This window comes from Streptomyces viridochromogenes DSM 40736 (assembly GCF_000158955.1).
Lineage (GTDB): Bacteria > Actinomycetota > Actinomycetes > Streptomycetales > Streptomycetaceae > Streptomyces > Streptomyces venetus.
Window position 1 is genome coordinate 6,794,212 of the sequence record NZ_GG657757.1, and the last position, 20,650, is coordinate 6,814,861.

Below are 20,650 nucleotides of genomic sequence, written 5' to 3' on the forward strand. Positions count from 1 at the left end.
CGCAGACGTCCTGATCGGGCTACGTCCCCGACCTGGACCGGGACATCCGCGCCCCGCTCCTCGCCGCCGGCCACGGCCCCGCCGCGATCGCCGCTCTCGGCGAGGGCCTCGACCCGCGGTAGCGGGCCCGTGACAATCGGGACGGATCCGTAGCAGGCCCGCAGGGCAACGGATGCGGCCGGTGGCGGGTCGTACGGGGGGCAAGGGCAGCAGCCCGCGGACCCGACCGGGAAAGCCGGGGGAAACCAATGGGGGAGACCATGAAGATCCGTAACCGAGGCATCCGTACGACCGTGGCCGCGCTGGCGGCCGTCGCCGGTGTCGCCGCAGCCGCCGTGCCGGCCGTCGCGGCCACCGCACCGGCCTCCGACACGCCCCGGTTCCTGGAGCCGACCGAGCTGCCGCCGCACCCGACCTCGCCCTGGTACGCCGGTCCGGTCGCCGCCGGCCAGCCCGACCCGCTGCCGATGTGCGTGGGTGACGCGCTGCCGTCCATCACCACGCACCGGGAGTACTGGACGGAGTACGACACGAACGCCCAGCAGCTCACGGTCGAGGGACGCAGCGAGCAGTGGGCGAAGGACTTCGCGGCACTGCTGCGCAAGGACCTCGCCGGCTGCGCGAAGAAGCTGATGCAGCAGGACCCCGACATCACGGCGACGCAGAAGTACTACGGCAAGCTGAACGTCGAGGAGGGCGCCGACGTCTACGGCATCCACACCGCCTCCACCTGGGGCTCCTCCGACATCGGCCTCTTCTCGGTCGGCCGCGACGGCGCGACCGTGACCATCGTCCGCTGGAGCCAGATGGGCGATTTCCAGCACGCCCAGGTGGCGGACTTCAAGGCCACGACGGTGACGGCGGTGAACAAGCTGTACTGACGGCTCAGCCCCCGGGCGGCTCGGTGGGGGCGTCGTACACGAGGAGCCCGTCGTCGCGAAGACGGGCTCCCGGTGTCGGCGGGTGGGCGCTCAGACGGCCGTCGTGCATGAGGTGCAGGGCGGGCACACCGCGGGCGAGCACGGCGAAGTCGGCGATCAGACGGCGGTGACAGCGCCACCAGACCGCCTCGCTGCACATCACGGCGGTGCGCGCGTGCACCGCCTCCCGCAGCAACCGGTCCATGGCCGCGACGAACTCGGGGGACCGGGTGTGTGCGGCGTAGCCGCGGAAGGACTCGTTGCGCCACACGACGTCCGGACTGTCCGCGGGCAGCGCGCGGAACCCGCCGAGGGCGGGTTCCCACCGATAGGCGATGCCGGTCGCCGGCATCCACTCGGCGAGCCGCTCCCGCAGCAGATCGGGATTCCGGCGGCTCCCGGGAGCGGTCCGCACGTCCACGACGGCCGCGACACCGGCCTGCCGCAGCAGCTCGGTGATGGGCTCCCGGCCGGCGGTGCTGTGCCCGAAGGTCAGCAGTCGTACGTCCACGAGGTGCCGACTTTCCCGTTCCGGGGGACGCACACTTTCGGTTGTTGCACGATCACGCGAGAGAGCGCATCGGTGCACTTTCAGTCGAGGGGCTGCCGCCCGAACCCCCACGTCATGCGTCGACAGGGAGCGCATCTGCGCCGCTCCCCGGGATTCCGATGACCTCGACACTCACCCCTCGTGCGGCCAGGGCCTTCGCGGTCTGGGCGATGGTGATCTGGGAAAAGCCGAAGACGGAGTCCGGGATCAGGTTCTCGCGGTTCTTGAGGAGCATGGCCAGGACGATCCGCTTGGGCGTGAAGTCGTCCGGGAGGACGAGTTCGCCCCGGCTGAGCCGGGCCACCTTCGCGGTGAACTCCGCACGGACCCGGGCGGACTCCTGGAGCAGCTCGACCGCCACCCTGGCCTGGTTGAACAGGTGACTCAGCGGACCGGAACCGCCCGCGCGCTTGACGAGGACGAGCGTGCCGTCGGGCATGAGCAGGTCGCAGATCTCGACCTGGTCCCTCGCACGGAGCGGATTGGCGACGTTCCTGGTGTCGAGGCAGAGCCAGTCGGTCCGCTCCTCGTCGGCCACCCTGTTGTTGTAGGCGTTCTCGGACTCACCGTCGATCCATGCGGGGAGGGAGACGGAGGGCGACGGCGGGAACAGCGCCGCCACGGCAGACCGGCACTCGTCCACGTAGGCCGACCCGGCCTCGTACCACTCACCGTCCATCAGAAAGAAGCGTCTGGGGCCCAGGGAGATCCCGGCCTCCAGCCAGGTCAGCGCGCTGGTGACGGCGAGCGCGTGGGCCACACCGGCTCGACGATCCCTGGCAAGGGTCACGGCTCCCTCACGCAGCGCCTGGAGACGTGCGCCGGGCGGTGCGAGGCGGGCCCGGGTGAGGACGTAGTCGAGGTCGAAGTCGTCGGAGCGCAGGGCACCGGGGCTGTTGATCCGCGTCAGGTACGTGGTCGCCTCCGCGTAAGCAGCATGGTGTTCGGACGGGACGGAGACGGAGATCCGTCCGTCGGCGGGACGCCCGAGGAGGTCGTCCAGGGCCTGGTCGAGCACGCCGAGGGCGGCCGTGTCCTCGACCGGCACGATGTGGTCGACGAACTCCAGCTCCTGGTGAGGGAAGTCCTCGCGGCAGATTCTGGCGATGGCCCGCAGGTCGGAGAGGAGCGCCTCGGGTTCGACCCCGAGGGCGATTCTCAGCCCGCACCCGCCCTGGGCGCTGACGGCCTTTCCGCGGGTGTACCGCGACCGGGTGAGCGGCAGGTCGTCGAGGTAGCCGCCCAGGCTGCGCACGATGCGCGAGTGGTCACGGATGCCGAGCAGCGGGACCGGGGCGCCGCCCGGCACCAGGGAGATGTCGGTGCGCGCCTGCCCGAGGGACCGGGAGACCGCGCCACGGATCAGGTTGGGGTCCATCTGCCGGACGGCGAAGGAGAGACCGAAGCGCTTGTCCTTGAGGTGGTCGGGGATCAGCCGGTAGCCCTGGTCACAGCCGATGGCGTACACCGTGCCGTCCACGGCGAGCAGGAGTACGGCGGCGGTGCGCCGGACGCCTTCGGTGACCGTGATTCCGGTGGTGCGCGCCATGAGGGCGCACCAGGGGGCCTCGGCGATCTCCATGCCGCAGGTGACGTAGACGGCCGGGACCCCGAGCGCATCGGGTAAATGCGGGTCGGCGCCGAGCCTGTCCAGAAGTTCGAGGTCGAGGGCGTCCAGCATGGCCTCCTGGGTGGGGGCGACGGCGGACAGGCGGTAGACGGTGCGTACGGCGGTGTTCGATGCCATGGATGCCTCCGTGGGCGGCTGTGGTGCACGGGAAGTCCGAATACGCGATGGAGAGTGGCATCGTGCTGTGTACGTTGTCAACGGAACACCCTCTAGAAGGTCTACTGTGATCCGTGTACGCTGGGGCTATGACAGACAACGCCGCTTCCTCGGTCGGCCCGCTGGTCACCGGTGCCGAGATCGCTCGGCTGGCCGGAGTCACCCGGGCCGCTGTCTCCAACTGGCGCCGGCGCTACGACGACTTCCCCGCGCCGGCGGGAGGCGGCGCGAACAGTCCGCTTTACGCCCTCGCCGAGGTCCAGGACTGGCTGGACAGGCAGCGCAAGGGTCAGGAGGTCTCTCCCGAGGTCGAGTTGTGGCAGGCGCTGCGGACCACCTACGGAGATCAGATGGTCGCCGGCCTGGCCGCGGTCGCCGCCGCGCTGGCCGGGGAGTCCGAGCCGGCTCTGCCGGACGATGTCGCTGCCCGCGTGCGGCAGCTTGCCGAGACCGAGGCGCCCGTTGATCTCGTAAACGGACTTACTGACCGGTTCATGGACTCTGCCCGCCGTGCTGGATCCGACCAGGTGACGTCCGAGCGTGTGGTGAGGGCTGTGTGCCACTTCGCCCCCGAGCTGCCGGTCGGCGCCACCGTGTTCGATCCCGCCTGTGGTATTGGGGTGCTGCTCCTGTCAGTCGCCTCCGAGAGCGGGGCGCGCTGCCGAGGCCAGGAGATGGATACCGACAGCGCCCGGTTTGCCCAGTTGCGTGCCGAACTTCTGGGCCGCTCCGAGGTGAGCGTCGTGGCAGGGGACTCCCTGCGCGCGGACGCATGGCCGGACCTCAGGGCGGATCTGATCGTCTGTGACCCGCCGGCAGGTGTGACGGAGTGGGGGAGAGAGCAGCTACTGCTCGACTCCCGCTGGGAACTGGGCACCCCCTCCAAGGCCGAAGGGGAACTCGCCTGGCTCCAGCACGCGTACGCGCACACCGCGCCCGGCGGCCAGGTCCTCATGGTCATGCCGGCCTCGGTCGCCTACCGCAAGGCAGGCCGCCGCATCCGGTCGGAACTCGTACGCCGGGGCATCGTGCGCCAAGTGGTCGCCCTGCCCCCGGGGACGGCGACCTCGCACTCCCTGCCCGTCCATCTGTGGTGCCTACGGCGTCCCGAGAACACCTCGGGTACGGACACCCACCACACCGTGCGCATGGTCGACCTGACCGACAACAACCCCGACGGAGACCTGGAACCCCGGGACGACCAGACCGCGGACGTACCGCTGATCGAACTCCTCGACGACACCGTCGACCTGACCCCCGGCAGCCATCTGCGCTTCCGTCACCGTGACTACCCCGGTGAGTACGAGGCCCTGCGCAAGCAGTTGCAGGAGCAGGTACTCCGGCTCGCCGCCTTCCTGCCCGAGCTTGCTCCCGGCGGCGGGCCGGGCTCGCTGGACGGTGCCACCACGAGCGTCGCGGATCTCGCCCGTGCGGGACTTGTGGAGTACGACGGCCCGGAACCGGTCTCGGCCAGTGAGCAACTCGACACGGACTATCTCCAGGGCTTCCTGCGCAGCTCCGCCAACGCCCGCCGCTCCACCAGCACCAGCGGGACCTACCGTTTCGACGCGCGGGGCTCGCGCGTCCCCCGCATGGACATCGAGGAGCAGCGCCGGTACGGCTCCGCGTTCCGGGCGCTGTCCGCGTTCGAGGAAGGGCTGCGCAAGCTCGACGAGCTGAGCCGGCAGCTCGCCGAGGTCGCCCGCGACGGACTCGCCACGGGAGCCCTGGCTCCTCAGGAGTGAGGAGGAGGCGACCGCTCAGGCGGCCTACGGCAGAAACGGACTCGCGGCTCCGCTCCATGTCACGCTCAGTGCCTCGCGAGCCCGGGTGCAGGCGACGAAAAGCAGGCAGCGCTCCCGCAGCAGGTCCGCGTCATGCTGCAGGGGGTCCGCCTCACGTGGCGTGATCTCACGGGCGAACGGGACGGTGCCCTCGGCGACACCGAGCACGGACACCGCCCGGAATTCCAGCCCCTTCATCGCATGCATCGTCGCCAGCCGTACCCCTTCGGCCCCCTGCGCGACCTGCCCTCGGACCCGGAGCACGGGGATGCCGGCGGCCTTCAGCTTCTCCTCGGCCGTGTCCAGGGAGAGGTTGAACCGTGCGCACACACCGATCTCGTGCGGTGCCAGGCCTTCGGCCAGCAGCGTCCGGACCCGCTCCACCAGCGCCTCGGTCTCCTCCTGCCGGGTCGCGTACCCCTGCGCCTGAGGATGGCGCCCGTGCAGCAGCGACCGGTACCCGGCCAGCGAGTCCGTCCCCTCGCCTTCGAGGGCATCGACGGTGATGGGTGCCAGGAGCCGCGCCGACCAGGCGAGGATCTCCTCGGTGGAACGGTAGTTGAGGCGCAACCGGAAGCTGCGGCCGACCGTCATGATGCCCAGGGAGCCGAGCGAGACCCGGGAGTCGTAGATCCGCTGGTGCGGGTCTCCGGTGGCGAACAGGTCGTCGGGGCCGGGGGCGACGGCGGCGCGCAGCACCCGCCACTGGGCGGGGTGCAGGTCCTGTGCCTCGTCGACGACCACATGGGCGTACGGCGCCGGCTCTTCGCCGAGGAGTTCCGCCGCGCGGGCGCAAACGCGCAGGTGTGTGGTCTCGCCGCGGTCCCGCAGGAACTGTTCGAACCGCTGCACGCCGCTCCACACCATTCGCCGGCGCGTGGGGCCGAGACCGGTGCCGCGGCCGCGGCGGCTCGCACCGAGGTAGGCGTCCAGGTCACGGAGGTTCTGGCCGAGTACGACGTGCCGGTACTCCTGAGCCAGGAACTGCGCGGTGAACGGCAGATCGAGCTGCCGAGCCGCCTTCTCCCACAGCTGCCGCTGCTCCCGGTCCCCGATCGGCTTGGGCACGGCAGCCGACCTCGTACGCATGATGCCATGGGCACACGCGTCCACCGTCGTCACGTCGACCCGGGCCAGCAGCTTCTCGTCCTCGTCGAGCAGCAGCCCGAGCATGTCGCGCAATCCGGCTGCGAGGGCGTTCGTGTAGGTGGTGAGCAGGATACGGCCGTCCCCGGAACGGCCGAGCAGGTGCTTGACCCGGTGCAGGGCGGCCACCGTCTTGCCCGTCCCGGGGCCGCCGGTGACCTGGACGGGACCGCCGTAGGAGGTGCGGTAGGCGACGCGCCGCTGGGAGGGGTGGAGGAAGACCCGCCAGGCCTCGAACGGCTTCTCCAGAATCTCCTCCAACTCCCGCGGCCCGGTGACCAGGCGAATGCGTGCGGGAGTGTTGGCGATGACCGTGGCCAGGTCCTCGACCGGTTCGGCGGGCGCGTCGGCGGGCCGGCGGACGGCGACGACATCCCGGTAGACGTCCTCGGGACTGAAGCCTTCGGCGAGGTACTGGAGCACCTCCAACTGGTCCTCCGGCAGGAGGGTGGAGAACGCCTCCAGCTGGGCCTTGTCCACCAACGAGCGTGCGGCGCGCAGTACTTGCTCATCGATGCCGAGTTCCCGCAGGGTGCCGTCGGAGACGTCCGAGAACAGCAGCCGGGGTGCCGTGCGCGCGGCGGTCTCGTACAGCGGCGTCAGCTCGTCCAGGGCGACGGCGTCGCGCACCTCCAGGGCGCGCGTCGCGGAGTTCGCGCTGTACAGGCGCTTCGCCGCCCAGGTGTAGGCGTCGTCGTGCGGCAGGACGTTGACCAGCAGGAACGTGTCGCTGCCGTCGTCGGGGGCGAGGACGACGCCCCGCCAGAAGCCGGTAATGCGGATCGTGCGCATCCGTTTGTCACGGGCGTTCTCGACGGACTCCAGGTGAAGTCCCTTGTCGGCGTTGAGTTCGGCGACACTCAAGGCCTGGAACTTCGCCATGGCCTTGCGCACTCCGGCTCGGACGGGCTTCTCCAACGTGTCGTAGCCGTCCCAGAAACTCTGGGCGAAGGCGAGCCGGGGCATCAGGCCGCTTCCTTTCTTCCGGACGCCAGTTGTCCAGCGATCTTCCGGAAAGCTGTGAGGAGTTGTTCTGGTTCGCGGGAGAGATCGAGGCTGTGCTGGTACAGCCGCATCGCCCGACCCTCCGGTCCCGCCGCTGTTCCCCGCACCTCGTGGAAGCGCTCGGACCGCCGTCCGGCCGCGTACACGAGATGCGCCTCGCGCAGACCGAGCACGGTGGCGTACGCGAGCGCCTGGTACAGGTCGGCATTGTGCAGTCCGTCGGCCTTCTCGACCTTGTACTTGGCGTCGACGACGGCGAGCGGAGTACGGCCGTCGCCGGTGCGGACGACCAGGTCGGGGCGCATCCGTACGAAACCCGCGAGGTCGAGGTGGTGGGGGTCCTGGAGACGTGCGGTCAGACCGTGTTCCTGAAGAGCCTCGCGCAGGGCGACCGTGACGAAGTCCTCGAACAGCTTGTTCATATCGAGCAGGAAGCCGTCCACAGCCAGTGGCGAGGTGCCGGCCGGCCGGTGTTCCGGCGAGGTGCCGCGCAGGACGGCCTCGGCGAGCCGCAGGGCGGGCTGGTAGCGAGCGTTGAGGCGGGACGGCTGCCACAGAGGCAGTTCCTGCCCCCGTATCAGCGGCAGTGCGTCGGCGAGCCGTACCCGCTGGTGGGCGAGCCGCCGCCGGACCGGACCCGGGACACCCGGCAGCCGCAGCAGCCGCTCGGTCACAGCCCGCAGGATGCGGTTCTCGGCGGTGTCGGCGGTGTACGCGTCGTAGACGATCTCCACCGGCGGCGTACGGCCGAAGTGCCGACGGATCTGCTCGGTCTCACGCAGTCTGCCGCGCACGACCAGCGCGGACTCCTCGACCTCCCGGTAGCCCTGGAGGACCCCCTGCCGCAGCGCCGCGTCGATCCGTCGTTCCACGGCGTGCGCGAGGGCGGGGACGACGTCGTCGTGAGCGCCGGTGTCGACGGTGCCCTCCCGGCTGTCGCGCCAGGCGCGCGCCGGGTCGAGGCTGAACCCGAGGAGGAAGAACAGCCGCCTGACCGGGGTCTTGGGCATGATCCGTAGGACCGTACCGGCGCCCGTACGCACGGCGCCGACCCGACTGCCCGCGCGCAGCAGCCAGTTTCCGTCCCGGCCGGGATCGGGGGTCGCGCTCTGCAGGATCCCGGAGGCGGCGAGGGCCCGCCCGGCCTCGGTGCCCAGCGGTACGGAGACGGCGGGCCCGTACTCTCGCAACGCCACCTCGGGCACGGACGCGGGCACGGTCACGGGCGCTGCTCGCGCAGGGAGTCGAGGCCGTAACGGGCGGCCACGTCCAGGCTCTCGCCGTAGTGATACTCCTCCAGCAGGGGGAGGATCTTGGTGCGCCACGTCCGTTCGAGGCCGCCCTCGCGGTAGATGCCCGGCTTCATCAGGTACGACGGTCCGATCGCGAAATCGGTCTCGTCGATACGGGCGTTGAGGGCGTCGAGCAGGCGAGCGGGCTCCATGTCCCTGCCCTCGTGCTTCAGCCAGCGCGCGAGCAGCCCGGCGGTCGGCTCGGTGCGCGGGGACAGTTCCACGAACGCGAAGCGGCGCCGCATCGCCGCGTCCACCAACGCGATCGAACGGTCGGCGGTGTTCATCGTGCCGATCACGAAGAGGTTGGGCGGCAGCGCGAAGTCGTCCCCGGAGTAGGTGAGTCGGACGCTCCTCTTCCGGTACTCCAGGAGGAAGTACAGCTCGCCGAAGACCTTCGCCAGGTTGGCCCGGTTGATCTCGTCGATGATCAGGAAGTGCGGGATGTGCCGGTTGCCCTCGCGGGAGGCGAGATCGGCGAGTTCCCGCAGCGGGCCCGCCGTCAGCCGGAAGGCCACCTCCCGCGTCTCGGGATCCTCCACGGGCCGGAACCCCTCGAAGAAGTCCTCGTAGGCGTACGAGGGGTGGAACTGCACGATCTTGACCTGCTCCGGACCCCCGCCGAAGTACTCGGCCAGCTTCATCGCCAGATACGTCTTGCCGGTGCCCGGCGGCCCGTAGAAAACCAACTGTCGCTCGTCGATGAGGAGTTCCCGTATCTCGTCCAGCCAGGCGCGATCATGGACGAGGAGGTCGGCGGCGAGCGTGCCGGTGATGTCCGGCAGAGTCAGCTCCCCGCTTGCCACGGGGGCCGTGAGGTCCGTCAGTCCGGTGAGCTCGTCCAGTGCGTCCAGAACGACGGTCAGATCGACCACGTCATGCTGGACGGACAGCTTCTGCTGCACTCCCTCCGGCAGTTCCTCGTACGCGTGGCTCTTGGTGAACCATGAGACGTTCCTCCGCAGGTTGGACAGACCGCCCGGCGACGAGGCCTGCGCGGCGTCCCCGGTGATGTTCCCGATATGCAGCCGACCGTCGCTGATGGTGGCCACGGTGTCGCCGATGCGCATCTGCGTCAGGAAGGCATGCAGTTCGTCGACGAGACCCCGCTTCTGGTTGTACGAGGCAGCCCCCTCGTACCCGTCCTCGACGAAGCGGCGCAGCGTGCTCTTGGTCGGATCGGTCTCTTCCAGGGGAGGCAGATGTGCGGCCGTGAGCGAGACGAGCCCCTCCTTCAGCCACAACTGCCGTACCAGGTTGTGCCCGGAGACATTGGATCCGCGTACCAGCCAGGCCTTGCGCGGGGCACGCCAGCCGGTGGACAGGTAATCGGCGAGGGGATGACCCTCGGCGGTGCGCCAGGACTCCGGGCCGGAGGCGTCGTAGCCGTACACGAGTGCGGCGGCGGCCGAGGAGGAGTTGCACTCGATGTCCCGGGCCACCTTCCACCGGTCGGCGGAGACGTCGACGAGCCCGCCGCTCGCGCGCAGCTCCGCGCGGGTCCGGCGGGCGTGGTCGCCGAGCCCCGGCCACGCCTCGGCGGCCACCGTCGAGCCCTTCTCCAGGAGGAACTTGTGCGTGCCGTTGCCGCCGAACTCGGCGAGCAGATGTCCGCGCGCCTCGGCACCGTCCTGGGGGAGCTTGATGCGGAACTCGGGCGTGCCGGGAAGGTGTTCGGGCTGAGGCATGTGCCCATCCTACCTGTTGACACTGTCAAGGCATCAAGAGTACAAGTGAACGCATGCACAGAATGTGATGACTGTGTGAATGCATCGATCGTGCGGGGCGAGGGGGAGCCGATGGTCGAGGTCGAGGTCGAACGGCGCGCAGTCGAAGCGGAGTTGCCGTCCGTCATCGAAAGACTGCAGCGCCGCGCTTCCCGTGCGGGCCTGGTCAGTCGGCAGGCCTTCGCGGACGAAGCGGACCGGCTCGGGCTCAGGACCGACGAGCAGCGGCGACGGCTCCGCAATGGACTCGCCGCGCTGGGTATCCAGGTGAAACCCGCCCGCCGCGCGGCGGCTCCGTCGGTGAAGGCTTCCCCACTGCCGTCCGCCGTCCCCTCCGAAGCGGCCACGCGTCTGGCCCAGGCCCGGCGGATGCTAGCCCGTTACGCCGACGCCGACGGCGCCGTCAGCAGGCTCGCCCACGACGGCGTCGTACGACTTCACGGACTCGGCGCCGGCGAAGCGCGAGAGCTGACCGCCGACTTCCCGATCACCCGCCCTCGGCCGCCTCGGCCCCCCGCACCTAGCGCCGCCGCCTCGAAGGCACCGGCCGCCAAGCAACCTGTCCGCTCCGGCGCTCCCTCCACGGCCCCGCGACTGACCGAGGCCGTGCTCGCGGCCCGGGCGGTGCTGGAGGCGGACCGGTGGCGGCGGCACACGGCCAAGGTGGTGCTGAAGGCGGAGGAGGAGGTCGGCCTCGCCGTTCTCCTCCGGGGCGGGGAGGACGGCCTCGGCCGTAGCGACCGGCTTGGCCGTGATGTCCCCGCGGAGGAGATCGCCGCGCTGCCCCGCGGCAGCGAGCGGTGGCGTGCCTATGAGTGTCTCGTCCTGCACAACCAGCGGCTCGTGTGGAAGATCGCGCTCGGCTACCAGGGCCGCGGACTGGACACCGAAGACCTTGTCCAGCACGGAACCATCGGGCTGATGCGCGCGGTCCGGAAGTTCGACGCCACCAAGGGCTTCAAGTTCTCGACCTACGCGACCTGGTGGATCAAGCAGGCGATCACACGGGCCATCGCCGACGAGGGCACCCTGATCCGGCTGCCAGCGCATGTGCACGAGAAGGTGAGCAAGGTCGCTGTCGCCGAGCGCAAGCTCCTGAACGAGGGCCGTCCCAGAACCGTCGACAACGTGGCCTACGTCAGCGGTCTCACGTTCGCCGAAGTGGAGAAGGTGCGCAGGATCAGCAGGTCCACCGACTCCCTGGACCGGATCATCGGCGACGACACGGCCCTCGGTGACCTGATCATCGGACCGAGCCGACTGCCGGGACCTGACGTGGTGTTGATCCGCAAGGAGTTTCAAGCCCGCCTGCGGCACGTCGTGGAGCATCTCTCCGAGCGCGAGCGGCACGTCCTCGTCCGACGCACCGGACTCGACGGCGACGAACCGGACACGCTGGAGGACATCGGGGTCGTCTTCGGTGTCACCCGTGAGCGCATCCGGCAGATCGAGCCGAAGGCCAAGGCGAAGTTCGAGGGACAGCTCCTCCGCCACGGGCTGCTGCCGCGGCCCCGCTGAAGCCCACGCATCCCACATCGTCCCCTCTCCCCACGCACTCTCTTCCGAAGGAACCCGCACATGGACCCCCGCCAGGAGCTGGTCGACTACCTCACCCGCCAGCTCGTCGGCCCCGCCGGCGGTGACGACGAGGTGCTCGACGCGCCGCCCGACCGGCAGTACCTGATGGGCACGCTCTACCCCCAACAGGCCGACCTCCAGCGGCAGCTCGCTCTCGCCGCCGACGACCCCGAGGCCCCCGGCACCGAGCAGGACGCCCCCGACGTGGACCCGGCCCCCGACCCGGTGCCCGAGACCAACAGCTGGCTGCCCGCCTCCCTTGGTGTCAGCTTCTACACCGACGCCGAGGACGTCGAGGTCAGCTGCGCCGCCGCCCGCTACGAGACGCGGCGGAACGAGGCGGGCCGAGGCCGGCGCTGGCAGCGCGTGCCCCTCAAGCCCGAGACGCACACGGTCGGCCCGGACCGGCAGGAGGTCCCCGTCCTCGACGGGCGCGCGACGATCCGGCTGACCCGCCGCTCCTACGGCGAGGGCACGCTCGTCACCGTGGCCCTGGTCAACGAGGCTCGGCACGACGGCTCCGACGGCAAGGCGCCGAGCTGGGACGACATGCTGTTCCAGTGCCGGCTCACCGTCCGCCCCGCCGACGGAACCGTGCTGCCGTACCCCAGCGTCCGGCTCGCCAGCCGCGACCCCGAGGAACGCGAACTGCGCCTGCAGTACCGGCATGTGGTCACCCATGCCGTAGGCCACGGCTGCGCCGTCCGAGAGGAGCACGGCGAGCAAGGCGGCGTCGCGCTCCTCGCCTGTGAGGCCTTGCCCCGGGCCGAGGTGCCCGCCATCCGCGCCGGAGGCCCGCTCGACGCCCCCGCGCTCACCCTCTCCCACCTCGCCGACCCGACCGTCGGCGTCGACCAACTCCGCGAGGAACTTGCTGAGTTCGCCGCCTCATACCACGCCTGGTACGTGGGCCAGCGGTCCGTCGAGGTGCCGGACTGGGGGCGGGAGGCAGCGGAGCGTATCCTCGCCCGGATCCGAGAGGCGATGACCCGGATCGAGGCGGGCGTACGCACCCTGTGCGACCCGGACCGCCCCGAACTGCTCGCCGCCTTCCGTATCGCCCAACGCGCCATGCTGCTGCAGATGCGGCACTCCGCCCCCGACCAGGCCGGCCGGCGACGGCACCGCTCGGAGCCGGTGGCCGTCGATCCGCCCGTGGACTCCGAGGCCACCTGGCGCCCTTTCCAGCTTGCCTTCTTCCTCCTCGCCCTCGATGGCGTCGCCGAGCCGGGCCACCGGGACCGTGAGACCACCGACCTGATCTGGTTCCCCACCGGCGGTGGCAAGACCGAGGCCTACCTGCTGCTGGCCGCCTTCACCATCGCCCTGCGCAGGATCCGCGGCGAAGGCGAAGGCACCACCGTGCTCAGCCGCTACACCCTCAGCCTGCTCACCACCCAGCAGTTCCAGCGCGCCGCCACCACGATCTGCGCCCTGGAACACCTGCGCCGCACCGAACCCGGACTCGGCCTGGGCGGCGGACCGATCACCATCGGCCTGTGGGTCGGCGACACCACGACCCCGAACGACTTCGAGAAGGCCGAGCGCGCCTTCGGCGAGCAGCGCCAGGCCTCGCACCCCGAGGACATCTTCATCCTCGACCGCTGCCCGTGGTGCGGCACCCGCATCCTGCCGGCGACCTGGTCCAGCGTCCGCTCCGACTACGGAGTCCGCGCGGAGAAGGACGACTTCGCCTTCAACTGCACCCGCGACGAGTGCGCCTTCCACGACGTCCTGCCGGTCGCCGTCGTCGACCAGCACCTCTACCGGAACCCGCCCACCTTCGTCCTCGGCACGGTCGACAAGTTCGCCCGGCTCGCCTGGGAACCCGACTCGGGCCGCCTGTTCGGCACCGGCACCGGCAACCCGCCCCCGTCGCTGATCATCCAGGACGAGCTGCACCTGCTCACCGGACCGCTCGGCACCACGGTCGGACTCTACGAGGCGGCCATCCTGGAACTGTGCACGGACCGGGACGGCCGACCGCCCAAGATCGTCGCCGCCACGGCCACCATCCGCCGCTCCGCCGAACAGGTCCGCGCCCTGCACCACCAGGACGTCCAGCTCTTCCCGCCGTCCGGACTCGACGCCCGCGACAGCTTCTTCGCCGTCCCCGACACCGGCCGCCCCGGCCGCCTCTACCTCGGCGTCATGGCGCTCGGCCACACCGCCGGCCGCGGCGCCGTCGCCACCACGGCGGCCATGCTCCAGGGCGTCCACCAGCTCCCCGAGGAGCACCGCGACGACTACTGGACGCTCGTCGCCTACCACCACAGCCTGCGCGAACTCGGCCGCACCGTCACCGCGGCCGGCGACGACATCCCCGCCCAGCTGCGCTCCCTCGACGAGGGCGCGGGCACCCGCGACCTGCGCGGCGAGCAGGTGCAGCAACTCGACAGCAGCGTGGCGCGCGCCGACCAGCCCATCCTCCTCGACCGCCTGGAGAAGCCCCGGACCGATCCGCGGTCGGTCTCCTTCCTGCCCTGCACCAACATGCTCTCCGTCGGCGTGGACGTGAAGCGGCTCGCGTACATGCTCATGCAGGGCCAGCCCAAGACCACCGCCGAGTACATCCAGGCCACCAGCCGTGTCGGCCGCCACCAGGTGCCCGGCCTCGTCGTCACCTACTTCAACGCCACCCGCCCGCGCGACCGTTCGCACTACGAGACCTTCAACGACTACCACCGGGCCCTGTACCGGTACGTCGAACCGGCCAGCGTCACCCCCTGGTCCCGGCCCGCCCGCCGCCGCGCCCTGCACGCCGCGCTGGTCGTCCTGGTCCGCCACCGGCTCGGCCTGGCCGCCGAGAACCAGGCCGGACTGCTCACCCGGCACAGGGACGAGGCCGCGCGGATCGCCGACGCCCTTGCCGACCGCGCGGCGACCGCCGAACGCGACGCCACGGGAGCCGACGCCGACTCCGTACGCGCCGACGTCCGCCGAGAGCTAGGCGACCTCCTGGACGCCTGGTACCGGCAGGCCGAGGCGGCCGAGGCCGAGGGCAAGAGCCTCTACTACCGCAGCCAGGGAAAGGGGCAGCACAACCTGCTCAAGTCCTTCGAGCAGCGCTACGGCCTGTGGGAGACCCTCAACTCCATGCGCAGCGTCGACCGGGAGTGCCAGATCACCGTGACAGGAGCAGGAAAGTGACACGCAAACTCCGGGTCCGCCAGGCGCAGACCGTGCTGCCGTTCGGCGTCGGTGCCGTGCTCGACGTACAGGGCGAGTCCTTCGTCGCCGCCGGCATCGAGACCTGGCCCCAGCTCAAGACGCCCGTCCCCTCCGAGCGGCTGGCAGCCCGCCTGGGCGTCCTCGGCTTCTACGCCGCCCCCCACACCCTCAACGACCGCTACGACCAGCCCGACCGACCAGGCGTCCCCTATGTGCGCTTCCCCGGTTGGCTGTTCTGCGGATCCTGCCGGGCCATGGTCCGCTTCCTGCGCGAGCAGGAGAAGCCCGGCGAGCCGCCCGTCTGCACGTCCTGCTCCGCCGCACCCCGTCTCACCCCCATGCGGTTCGTCCGCATCTGCGCGGACGGACACCTCGACGACGTCGACTGGTGGTACTGGGCCCACTCCAAGCTGGCCCCCGAACTGCGGGCCGCCTGCGCCGAGTCGCAGCAAGCCTGGAAGGCAGGCCGGCTCAGTTTCCGGGTCGCCGACCGCGCCTCCGGACTCGAGGCGCTCTCGGTGCGCTGCGGAGCGACCCGGGAGGGCGGCACCCCGTGCGGGGCCGAGCGGGACCTGCTCGACATCCTCGGCCCCCAGGGCGGCCACTGCCCGGGCCGCAACCCCTGGCAGCGCCCGAACGGCAAGGCCTCCTGCGGCCAGCAGGTCCACATCGTGCAGCGCACCGCCGGCAACGTGTACTACCCGGTGGTCTTCTCGGCCCTCGACATCCCCCCGACCGACGAACCCCCGCGAGCGGAAAAGGACTTGGCGGACGCGGTCCGCGGCCACGGCTACTGGACGAACCTGCTCGACGCACTCGGCACGTCCCGGGCCGACTCGTTCCGCGCATTCATCAAGGAGGACACCGACGCCCCCGACAGCGTCATCGACCAGCTCATCGCCGAGGCCACCGGCGCACCCGCCTCCCCGCCCGCCGACCGGCCGGAGCCCGCGAAGCTCGACCTGAGCCGCGACGAGTGGTACGCCTTCGACGCCGTCGAACTTCCTGAACCCACGGCGGAGTTCGCGGTCCGCCGCGGCGGACTCGGCCTCGCCAGTGAGACCGAGGAGCCCTGGGCCGCCCTCGACGCGCACATCGGCGGCGTCGTCCTCGCCGACCGTCTCCGCGAGGTACGGGCCCTGACCGGTTTCCGCCGCCACTCCCCGCACGGCACCCTCGTCCGCGCCGACACCAGCGGCCGTCTGCGCTGGCTGCCCGCGACCGAGGTCTACGGCGAAGGCATCGTCCTCACCCTCGACGAACAGCGCCTCACCGCCTGGGAGAACGACCCGCGCGTCCAGGCACACGTCCACGGCGTCCGTACGGACCTGGACGCGTCGTTCCGCGACGAGCAGCTCGCCGAGACCGTCGGCAGCGACCTCTCGCCCCGCTTCCTCCTCCTGCACACCCTCGCCCACCTCCTCATCCGCCAGCTCTCCTTCGACTCCGGCTACACCACCGCGAGCCTGCGCGAGCGCGTGTACGGCCGCCCCGAGTACGGCCAGCGCGGCCTGCTGATCTACACGGCCGCCGGTGACGCGGAGGGCACCCTCGGCGGCCTCGTCCGGCAGGGCGAGGCACCGCACTTTGCCGAGACGCTCGTCAGGATGCTGGAGGCGGCCGCTTGGTGCTCCGCCGATCCGCTGTGCGCCGAGCACACCGGCCAGGGCTTCGGCAACCTCAACCGGGCCGCCTGCCACGCCTGCACCCTGCTGCCCGAGACGAGCTGCCAGACCGGCAACACCCTCCTCGACCGCGCCCTGGTCGTCGGCTCCGCGCGCGTCCCCGGCTACTTCACGGACGTCCTCACCGCTAGCCGCGAGTCCGCCGCCGCCACTGTCCTGGGAGGACCCGCATGACCACCGTGAACACCCCCGTCCTCCACCCCGGCCTCACCCCCGCCCAGCGCGACTGCCTGGACGCCCTGCCGCTGACCGGCCACCACGTCGTCAGCGGCCCGCCCGGCAGCGGCAAGAGCCTGATCGCCGCGCACCGCGCCGTCCACCTCGCCCTCACCGGCCGCCCCACCGTGCTCCTGTCGCGCTCCAACCTCCTTCGTCAGCTCCTGCGCGACACCCTTCAGGGCCTCACGGTCCCCGGCGCTCCCGTTGAGGCCGCCACCGTGCACGGCTGGGTCCTGCGCCACTTCGGATACGGCGCACCGCGAACCCAGGACGGCTGGTTCGACTGGACGTCCCTCACCGGCCTGGCCGCCGAGAAGCTCGGCGAGGACGACGCGGCCACGCCCCACCTCGTCGTCGACGAGGGCCAGGACCTGCCCCCGGGCTTCTACCGCCTGGCCCGGATCGCCGCCGCCTCCGTCACGGTGTTCGCCGACGAGTGCCAGCGCCTCACGGAGACGAACTCCACCCTCACCGAGATCACCACCGCACTCGGGCGCTCCACGAGCCGCGCCGAGGTCGGCGGCAACCACCGCAACACCCGCGAGATCGCCGCCCTGGCCGAGCGGTTCCGCACCGGTGGCACCCGCCCCGAGCCGCCCTTCCGCAGCGGCCCGCTGCCCGTCGTCCGCCACTACCCAGGCTTCAAGGACCTCGCCGACGACATCGCCACGATGGCCACCGAGCAGCCGCGGCATCGCATCGGCGTCATCGTCAACTCGCTGCGCACGGCGTCCGACCTGATGCGACGCCTGGAACGGGCCGGCCTCGCCCACGAACCTCAGCTCTACAGCTCGGCGGCCCCCTCCGGCCGCTACCGCGACCTCGATCTCGACCGCCCCGGCGTTGTCGTCGTCCACCGCGCCAGCGCCAAGGGACTCGACTTCGACACCGTCGTCATCGCCGACGCCGAGTCGGACTCCGCCACCGACCCCACGGCGGCGACCCTGCGTATGGCCTACTACGTCATGATCACCCGCGCCCGGCAGCGGCTGCTCCTGGGCTGGCAGGGCTCCCGGCTGCCGCGGCACCTGGAAGGGCTGCGCGGGTGGACGCAGATGCGGTGATCGCATGACGGGTGCCTTGAGCGTGCGATGAAGCCGGCCCCGTTTCGAGATGGTGCGATGTGCGGCGAGTGACTTCCGAACGTCGAGATTCGATAGGAGAGAAATCCCGATGAGCCAGACCGATGACGCCAAGAACCGACTCCAGCAGGTTCTCGACAAGGCGTTGGTAGCCCAGCAGCCACTGGCGAAGAAACACGTCGAGCGCCAGCGGCGGGTCCACCCCGACGACACTCCTCAGCAGTTGATCCGCCGGTTGGACCGCTATTACCTCGCAGGCGTCACTACTTCCGGGGGAGCGTCCGGCGCGGCGGGGATGGTGCCCGGCGCCGGGATTCCCACGGCTCTGGCCGACGCGGTGGTCTTCACGGAGGCATCGGTGCTGTACACACTGTCGCTGGCCGAGGTTCACGGCCTGCATCCCGAGGATGTCGAGCGACGCAGGCTCCTGGTCCTGACCGTCCTCCTCGGCGACAAAGCGGTGCGTCTGCTGGACAAAGCCGTCGGGCGCACCGGCCCCTACTGGGCACGGCGCATCGTCTGTGCGATTCCCATGAGCGCAATCAACCGGGCCAACAAGCTGCTGGGCCCGCGGTTCATTACCAAGTACGGGACCAAGCAGGGGGTTCTGGTGCTGAGCAAGCAGGTGCCGCTCGGTGTCGGTGCCGCGCTCGGCGCCGGCGGCAACCATCTCTTCGGGCGACTGACGATCAGATCCGCACGCGCCATCTTCGGGCAGCCCCCGTCGAGCTGGGTCGGTGATGGCCGTGAGGACGCGGAGCCCGTCGCTCCAGGCTCGGGGGGTTCGGCCCCGTGACGTCGGTTTCAGTTGGCCGAAGGACGATGGGCAGGAAGGCTTTGATGAGGTGGCCGGGGCGCTGAGGACGGCGATGGCCGTAAGCCACCGCGAGGCGAGCCGCACGCACCGATGCGTTGCGATTTCCGCAAGCCGTCGGTACGGTGAGGGAATGGCTGAGACTGTGATCGACCGTGTACGCAAGGTTATGGGCGCAGCCTCCCTCTCCCAGGCCGCGTTCGCCGAGCGGGTCGGATTGTCGCCGGACAAACTCTCCAAGTCGCTCAGCGGTGTGCGCCGCTTCAGCTCCCTGGATCTCGCCCGCATCGCGGAAGTCACCGACACGACGGTGGACTACCTACTCAGTGGACGCGAGCCGGTGCGCCCCCGCTCCGCCGCCCGTCCTGCCGGGACGGTGGCCGAGGGGGCCGGCTGGGCCGAGATCGAGGCGCTCGCCTGCCGCTTCCAGACCGCCTACGAGGTCCTCGAACTACTCGACCGCCGCCGCTCGATTCCCGACCTGCCCGCACCTCGCCCGGAGCTCGAACGATACGTCGATCAAGGGGAACGCCTCGCGGCCGACCTCACGGAACACCTCGCGCGGCGAGGGGCGGAATCGCCCGCCGGCATGGACCTTCCAGCCCTTACCCGGCTTCTTGCGGAGCACTGCGGAATCGATGTGGCGCTCGTCGAGTTCCCTTCTCAGGCAGCCCTGTCCGGCGCGACGTGGCAGTCCGACGCTTTCCGTATCGTTCTGCTCGCGACCACCCAGGAGTGGACCCGGGCTCGCTTCACCCTGGCCCACGAGGTCGGACACCTCCTCGCGTGCGACGCCCAGGATCTGCGCGCCGACGCGACACCGCAGCCGGGCAGGCAGAAGGACTACACGGAGGTGCGGGCCAACGTCTTCGCCGCCCACTTCCTGATGCCCGAAGCCGTAGTACGGGGTGCCTGGGAGCGCACGGTCACTGACCCGCAAGCCCCGACTGACGCCGAACTCAGCGAACTCGTCGTCGCCTTCAAGGTCTCACCGAGTGCGCTGGCCGCGCGGCTGCATCGGCTCGGTCTCCTCGACACTGCCCGCCGTGACCGGTTCCGCGGCTTCACGACCGAGATCTGTCACGTCCTCGCGGGGCGACTCGACGACCACTACCGGCACCGGGCTGAATCAGCGGTGGCCCGCCCGCCGCTCGTCCCGATGGCGGAGCTGCTCGCCGCGTACGAGGCCGGCGAGACGACCCTCCGCCCGCTGGCCGCTTACCTGGGCCGCACCGTCGACGACTTGAGAGCCATAGTCGAACCCGCGCGCGCCGCGCGCCCCCTGCCGGAGGACGAGAAGGGCGATCCGGTATTCCAGCCATGACAGGTCCCTTGGATTCGTCCAGCCGCGTCAGCCTCTTCCCCGACAACACGGTCCTGTGCAACTTCGGCAGCGTGGGACGCCTGGATCTGCTCCGCAAGGTGCTCGACGGCTGCGGCCGCTGGACCGAAGCGGTGGCGGAGGAAGCCCGCCGCTCCGCCACCTACGTACGCGACCTCGCCCGGCTCCGCGCCGAAGGCTGGCTGGGTGAGCCGATCGAACTGTGCACCGAGGCCGAGATCGCCCTCGCGGACCGGCTGCGCCGCGCGGTCTTCGGCGGCGCCCAGACCGAGCCCTTACGGCACCTCGGTGAAGCCGAAACCCTCGCCCTCATCCAGACACGGCAGGAGTTCGCCGGGGCCGTCTGGATCACGGACGACCGCGACGCGGGCGAGTACGCCATCGCACGCGGCATCCCCGTCAAGAACACCGTCACTCTCATGCGCGAGGCCGCCGTGTCCGGGCAGATCCACCACACCGAAGGCCATCGTCTCCTCCTCGCCATGATCGCCGGCGGCCGACACATCCGCGGGGTCCCGGAGTGTGCCGAGCGGCTGCTGGACTGAAGGG

General features: G+C 70.8%; 14 protein-coding genes. 9 read left to right on the forward strand and 5 right to left on the reverse strand.

Annotated features, from left to right (window positions below; translation table 11 throughout):
* Window positions 1-248: 248 nt before the first annotated feature.
* Window positions 249-881 carry a hypothetical protein gene (locus SSQG_RS29885; protein ID WP_003993662.1) on the forward strand — a complete coding sequence of 211 codons (633 nt, stop codon included), beginning with the start codon at window positions 249-251 and terminating at the stop codon, window positions 879-881.
* 4 nt (window positions 882-885) lie between these two features.
* Here SSQG_RS29885 and SSQG_RS29890 read toward each other — a convergent pair whose 3' ends face one another.
* Both SSQG_RS29890 and SSQG_RS29895 read right to left on the reverse strand, forming a co-directional pair.
* Window positions 886-1,431 carry a DUF488 family protein gene (locus tag SSQG_RS29890; protein ID WP_039933925.1) on the reverse strand — a complete coding sequence of 182 codons (546 nt, stop codon included), beginning with the start codon at window positions 1,429-1,431 and terminating at the stop codon, window positions 886-888.
* 112 nt (window positions 1,432-1,543) lie between these two features.
* A complete protein-coding gene (locus SSQG_RS29895) occupies window positions 1,544-3,217 on the reverse strand; it encodes a TIGR04141 family sporadically distributed protein (RefSeq protein WP_003993664.1) in 1,674 nt (557 codons plus the stop codon).
* 128 nt (window positions 3,218-3,345) lie between these two features.
* On the opposite strand from SSQG_RS29895, the gene SSQG_RS29900 reads away from it, so the two are divergent.
* Window positions 3,346-5,001, forward strand: a complete 1,656-nt coding sequence (locus SSQG_RS29900; RefSeq protein WP_039933927.1) for an N-6 DNA methylase — start codon at window positions 3,346-3,348, stop codon at window positions 4,999-5,001.
* 24 nt (window positions 5,002-5,025) lie between these two features.
* Here SSQG_RS29900 and SSQG_RS29905 read toward each other — a convergent pair whose 3' ends face one another.
* From SSQG_RS29905 to SSQG_RS29915, 3 genes are read right to left on the reverse strand one after another with little or no spacing between them, the layout of a single operon-like run.
* Window positions 5,026-7,152, reverse strand: coding sequence for a UvrD-helicase domain-containing protein (locus SSQG_RS29905; protein WP_039933929.1), 2,127 nt, complete (start codon window positions 7,150-7,152; stop codon window positions 5,026-5,028).
* The gene (locus tag SSQG_RS29910; protein ID WP_003993667.1) at window positions 7,152-8,414 is read right to left on the reverse strand and encodes an McrC family protein; all 1,263 of its coding nucleotides are present in this window, start codon (window positions 8,412-8,414) and stop codon (window positions 7,152-7,154) included. The genes SSQG_RS29905 and SSQG_RS29910 overlap by 1 nt, the downstream gene beginning before the upstream one ends.
* Complete coding sequence (locus SSQG_RS29915) at window positions 8,411-10,171, reverse strand: DUF4357 domain-containing protein (protein ID WP_003993668.1); 1,761 nt, start codon at window positions 10,169-10,171, stop codon at window positions 8,411-8,413. The genes SSQG_RS29910 and SSQG_RS29915 overlap by 4 nt, the downstream gene beginning before the upstream one ends.
* Window positions 10,172-10,246: 75 nt before the next feature.
* Here SSQG_RS29915 and SSQG_RS29920 point away from each other — a divergent pair, with 75 nt between their 5' ends.
* The 7 genes from SSQG_RS29920 (at window position 10,247) to SSQG_RS29950 (ending at window position 20,646) form a co-directional block, all read left to right on the forward strand.
* The gene (locus SSQG_RS29920; RefSeq protein ID WP_244299289.1) at window positions 10,247-11,728 is read left to right on the forward strand and encodes a sigma-70 family RNA polymerase sigma factor; all 1,482 of its coding nucleotides are present in this window, start codon (window positions 10,247-10,249) and stop codon (window positions 11,726-11,728) included.
* Between the two features lie 60 nt (window positions 11,729-11,788).
* Window positions 11,789-14,938, forward strand: a complete 3,150-nt coding sequence (locus SSQG_RS29925; RefSeq protein ID WP_003993670.1) for a helicase-related protein — start codon at window positions 11,789-11,791, stop codon at window positions 14,936-14,938.
* Window positions 14,935-16,818 (forward strand): DUF1998 domain-containing protein, encoded by a 1,884-nt coding sequence (gene drmB / locus SSQG_RS29930; RefSeq protein WP_039933932.1) that lies wholly within the window; start codon window positions 14,935-14,937, stop codon window positions 16,816-16,818. The genes SSQG_RS29925 and drmB overlap by 4 nt, the downstream gene beginning before the upstream one ends.
* Entirely contained in the window at window positions 16,815-17,927 is a 1,113-nt protein-coding gene (locus SSQG_RS29935; protein ID WP_003993672.1) for an AAA family ATPase, read from the forward strand. Before drmB ends, SSQG_RS29935 begins: the two co-directional genes overlap by 4 nt.
* Before the next feature lie 109 nt (window positions 17,928-18,036).
* Window positions 18,037-18,741, forward strand: coding sequence for a hypothetical protein (locus tag SSQG_RS29940; protein ID WP_003993673.1), 705 nt, complete (start codon window positions 18,037-18,039; stop codon window positions 18,739-18,741).
* Between the two features lie 73 nt (window positions 18,742-18,814).
* Window positions 18,815-20,083: a helix-turn-helix domain-containing protein gene (locus SSQG_RS29945; RefSeq protein ID WP_244299291.1), complete on the forward strand. Its 1,269-nt coding sequence runs from the start codon at window positions 18,815-18,817 to the stop codon at window positions 20,081-20,083.
* An 8-nt stretch (window positions 20,084-20,091) separates the two neighbouring features.
* The gene (locus SSQG_RS29950) at window positions 20,092-20,646 is read left to right on the forward strand and encodes a hypothetical protein (RefSeq protein WP_244299294.1); all 555 of its coding nucleotides are present in this window, start codon (window positions 20,092-20,094) and stop codon (window positions 20,644-20,646) included.
* The last annotated feature ends 4 nt before the right edge of the window (window positions 20,647-20,650 follow it).

Bases quoted from the DNA above. Each gene is read 5' to 3' on its own strand.
- SSQG_RS29885 (WP_003993662.1), top strand. From the start codon at position 249: ATGGGGGAGACCATGAAGATCCGTAACCGAGGCATCCGTACGACCGTG.
- SSQG_RS29895 (WP_003993664.1), bottom strand. From the start codon at position 3,217: ATGGCATCGAACACCGCCGTACGCACCGTCTACCGCCTGTCCGCCGTC.
- SSQG_RS29900 (WP_039933927.1), top strand. From the start codon at position 3,346: ATGACAGACAACGCCGCTTCCTCGGTCGGCCCGCTGGTCACCGGTGCC.
- SSQG_RS29905 (WP_039933929.1), bottom strand. From the start codon at position 7,152: ATGCCCCGGCTCGCCTTCGCCCAGAGTTTCTGGGACGGCTACGACACG.
- SSQG_RS29915 (WP_003993668.1), bottom strand. From the start codon at position 10,171: ATGCCTCAGCCCGAACACCTTCCCGGCACGCCCGAGTTCCGCATCAAG.
- SSQG_RS29925 (WP_003993670.1), top strand. From the start codon at position 11,789: ATGGACCCCCGCCAGGAGCTGGTCGACTACCTCACCCGCCAGCTCGTC.
- SSQG_RS29935 (WP_003993672.1), top strand. From the start codon at position 16,815: ATGACCACCGTGAACACCCCCGTCCTCCACCCCGGCCTCACCCCCGCC.
- SSQG_RS29940 (WP_003993673.1), top strand. From the start codon at position 18,037: ATGAGCCAGACCGATGACGCCAAGAACCGACTCCAGCAGGTTCTCGAC.
- SSQG_RS29945 (WP_244299291.1), top strand. From the start codon at position 18,815: ATGGCCGTAAGCCACCGCGAGGCGAGCCGCACGCACCGATGCGTTGCG.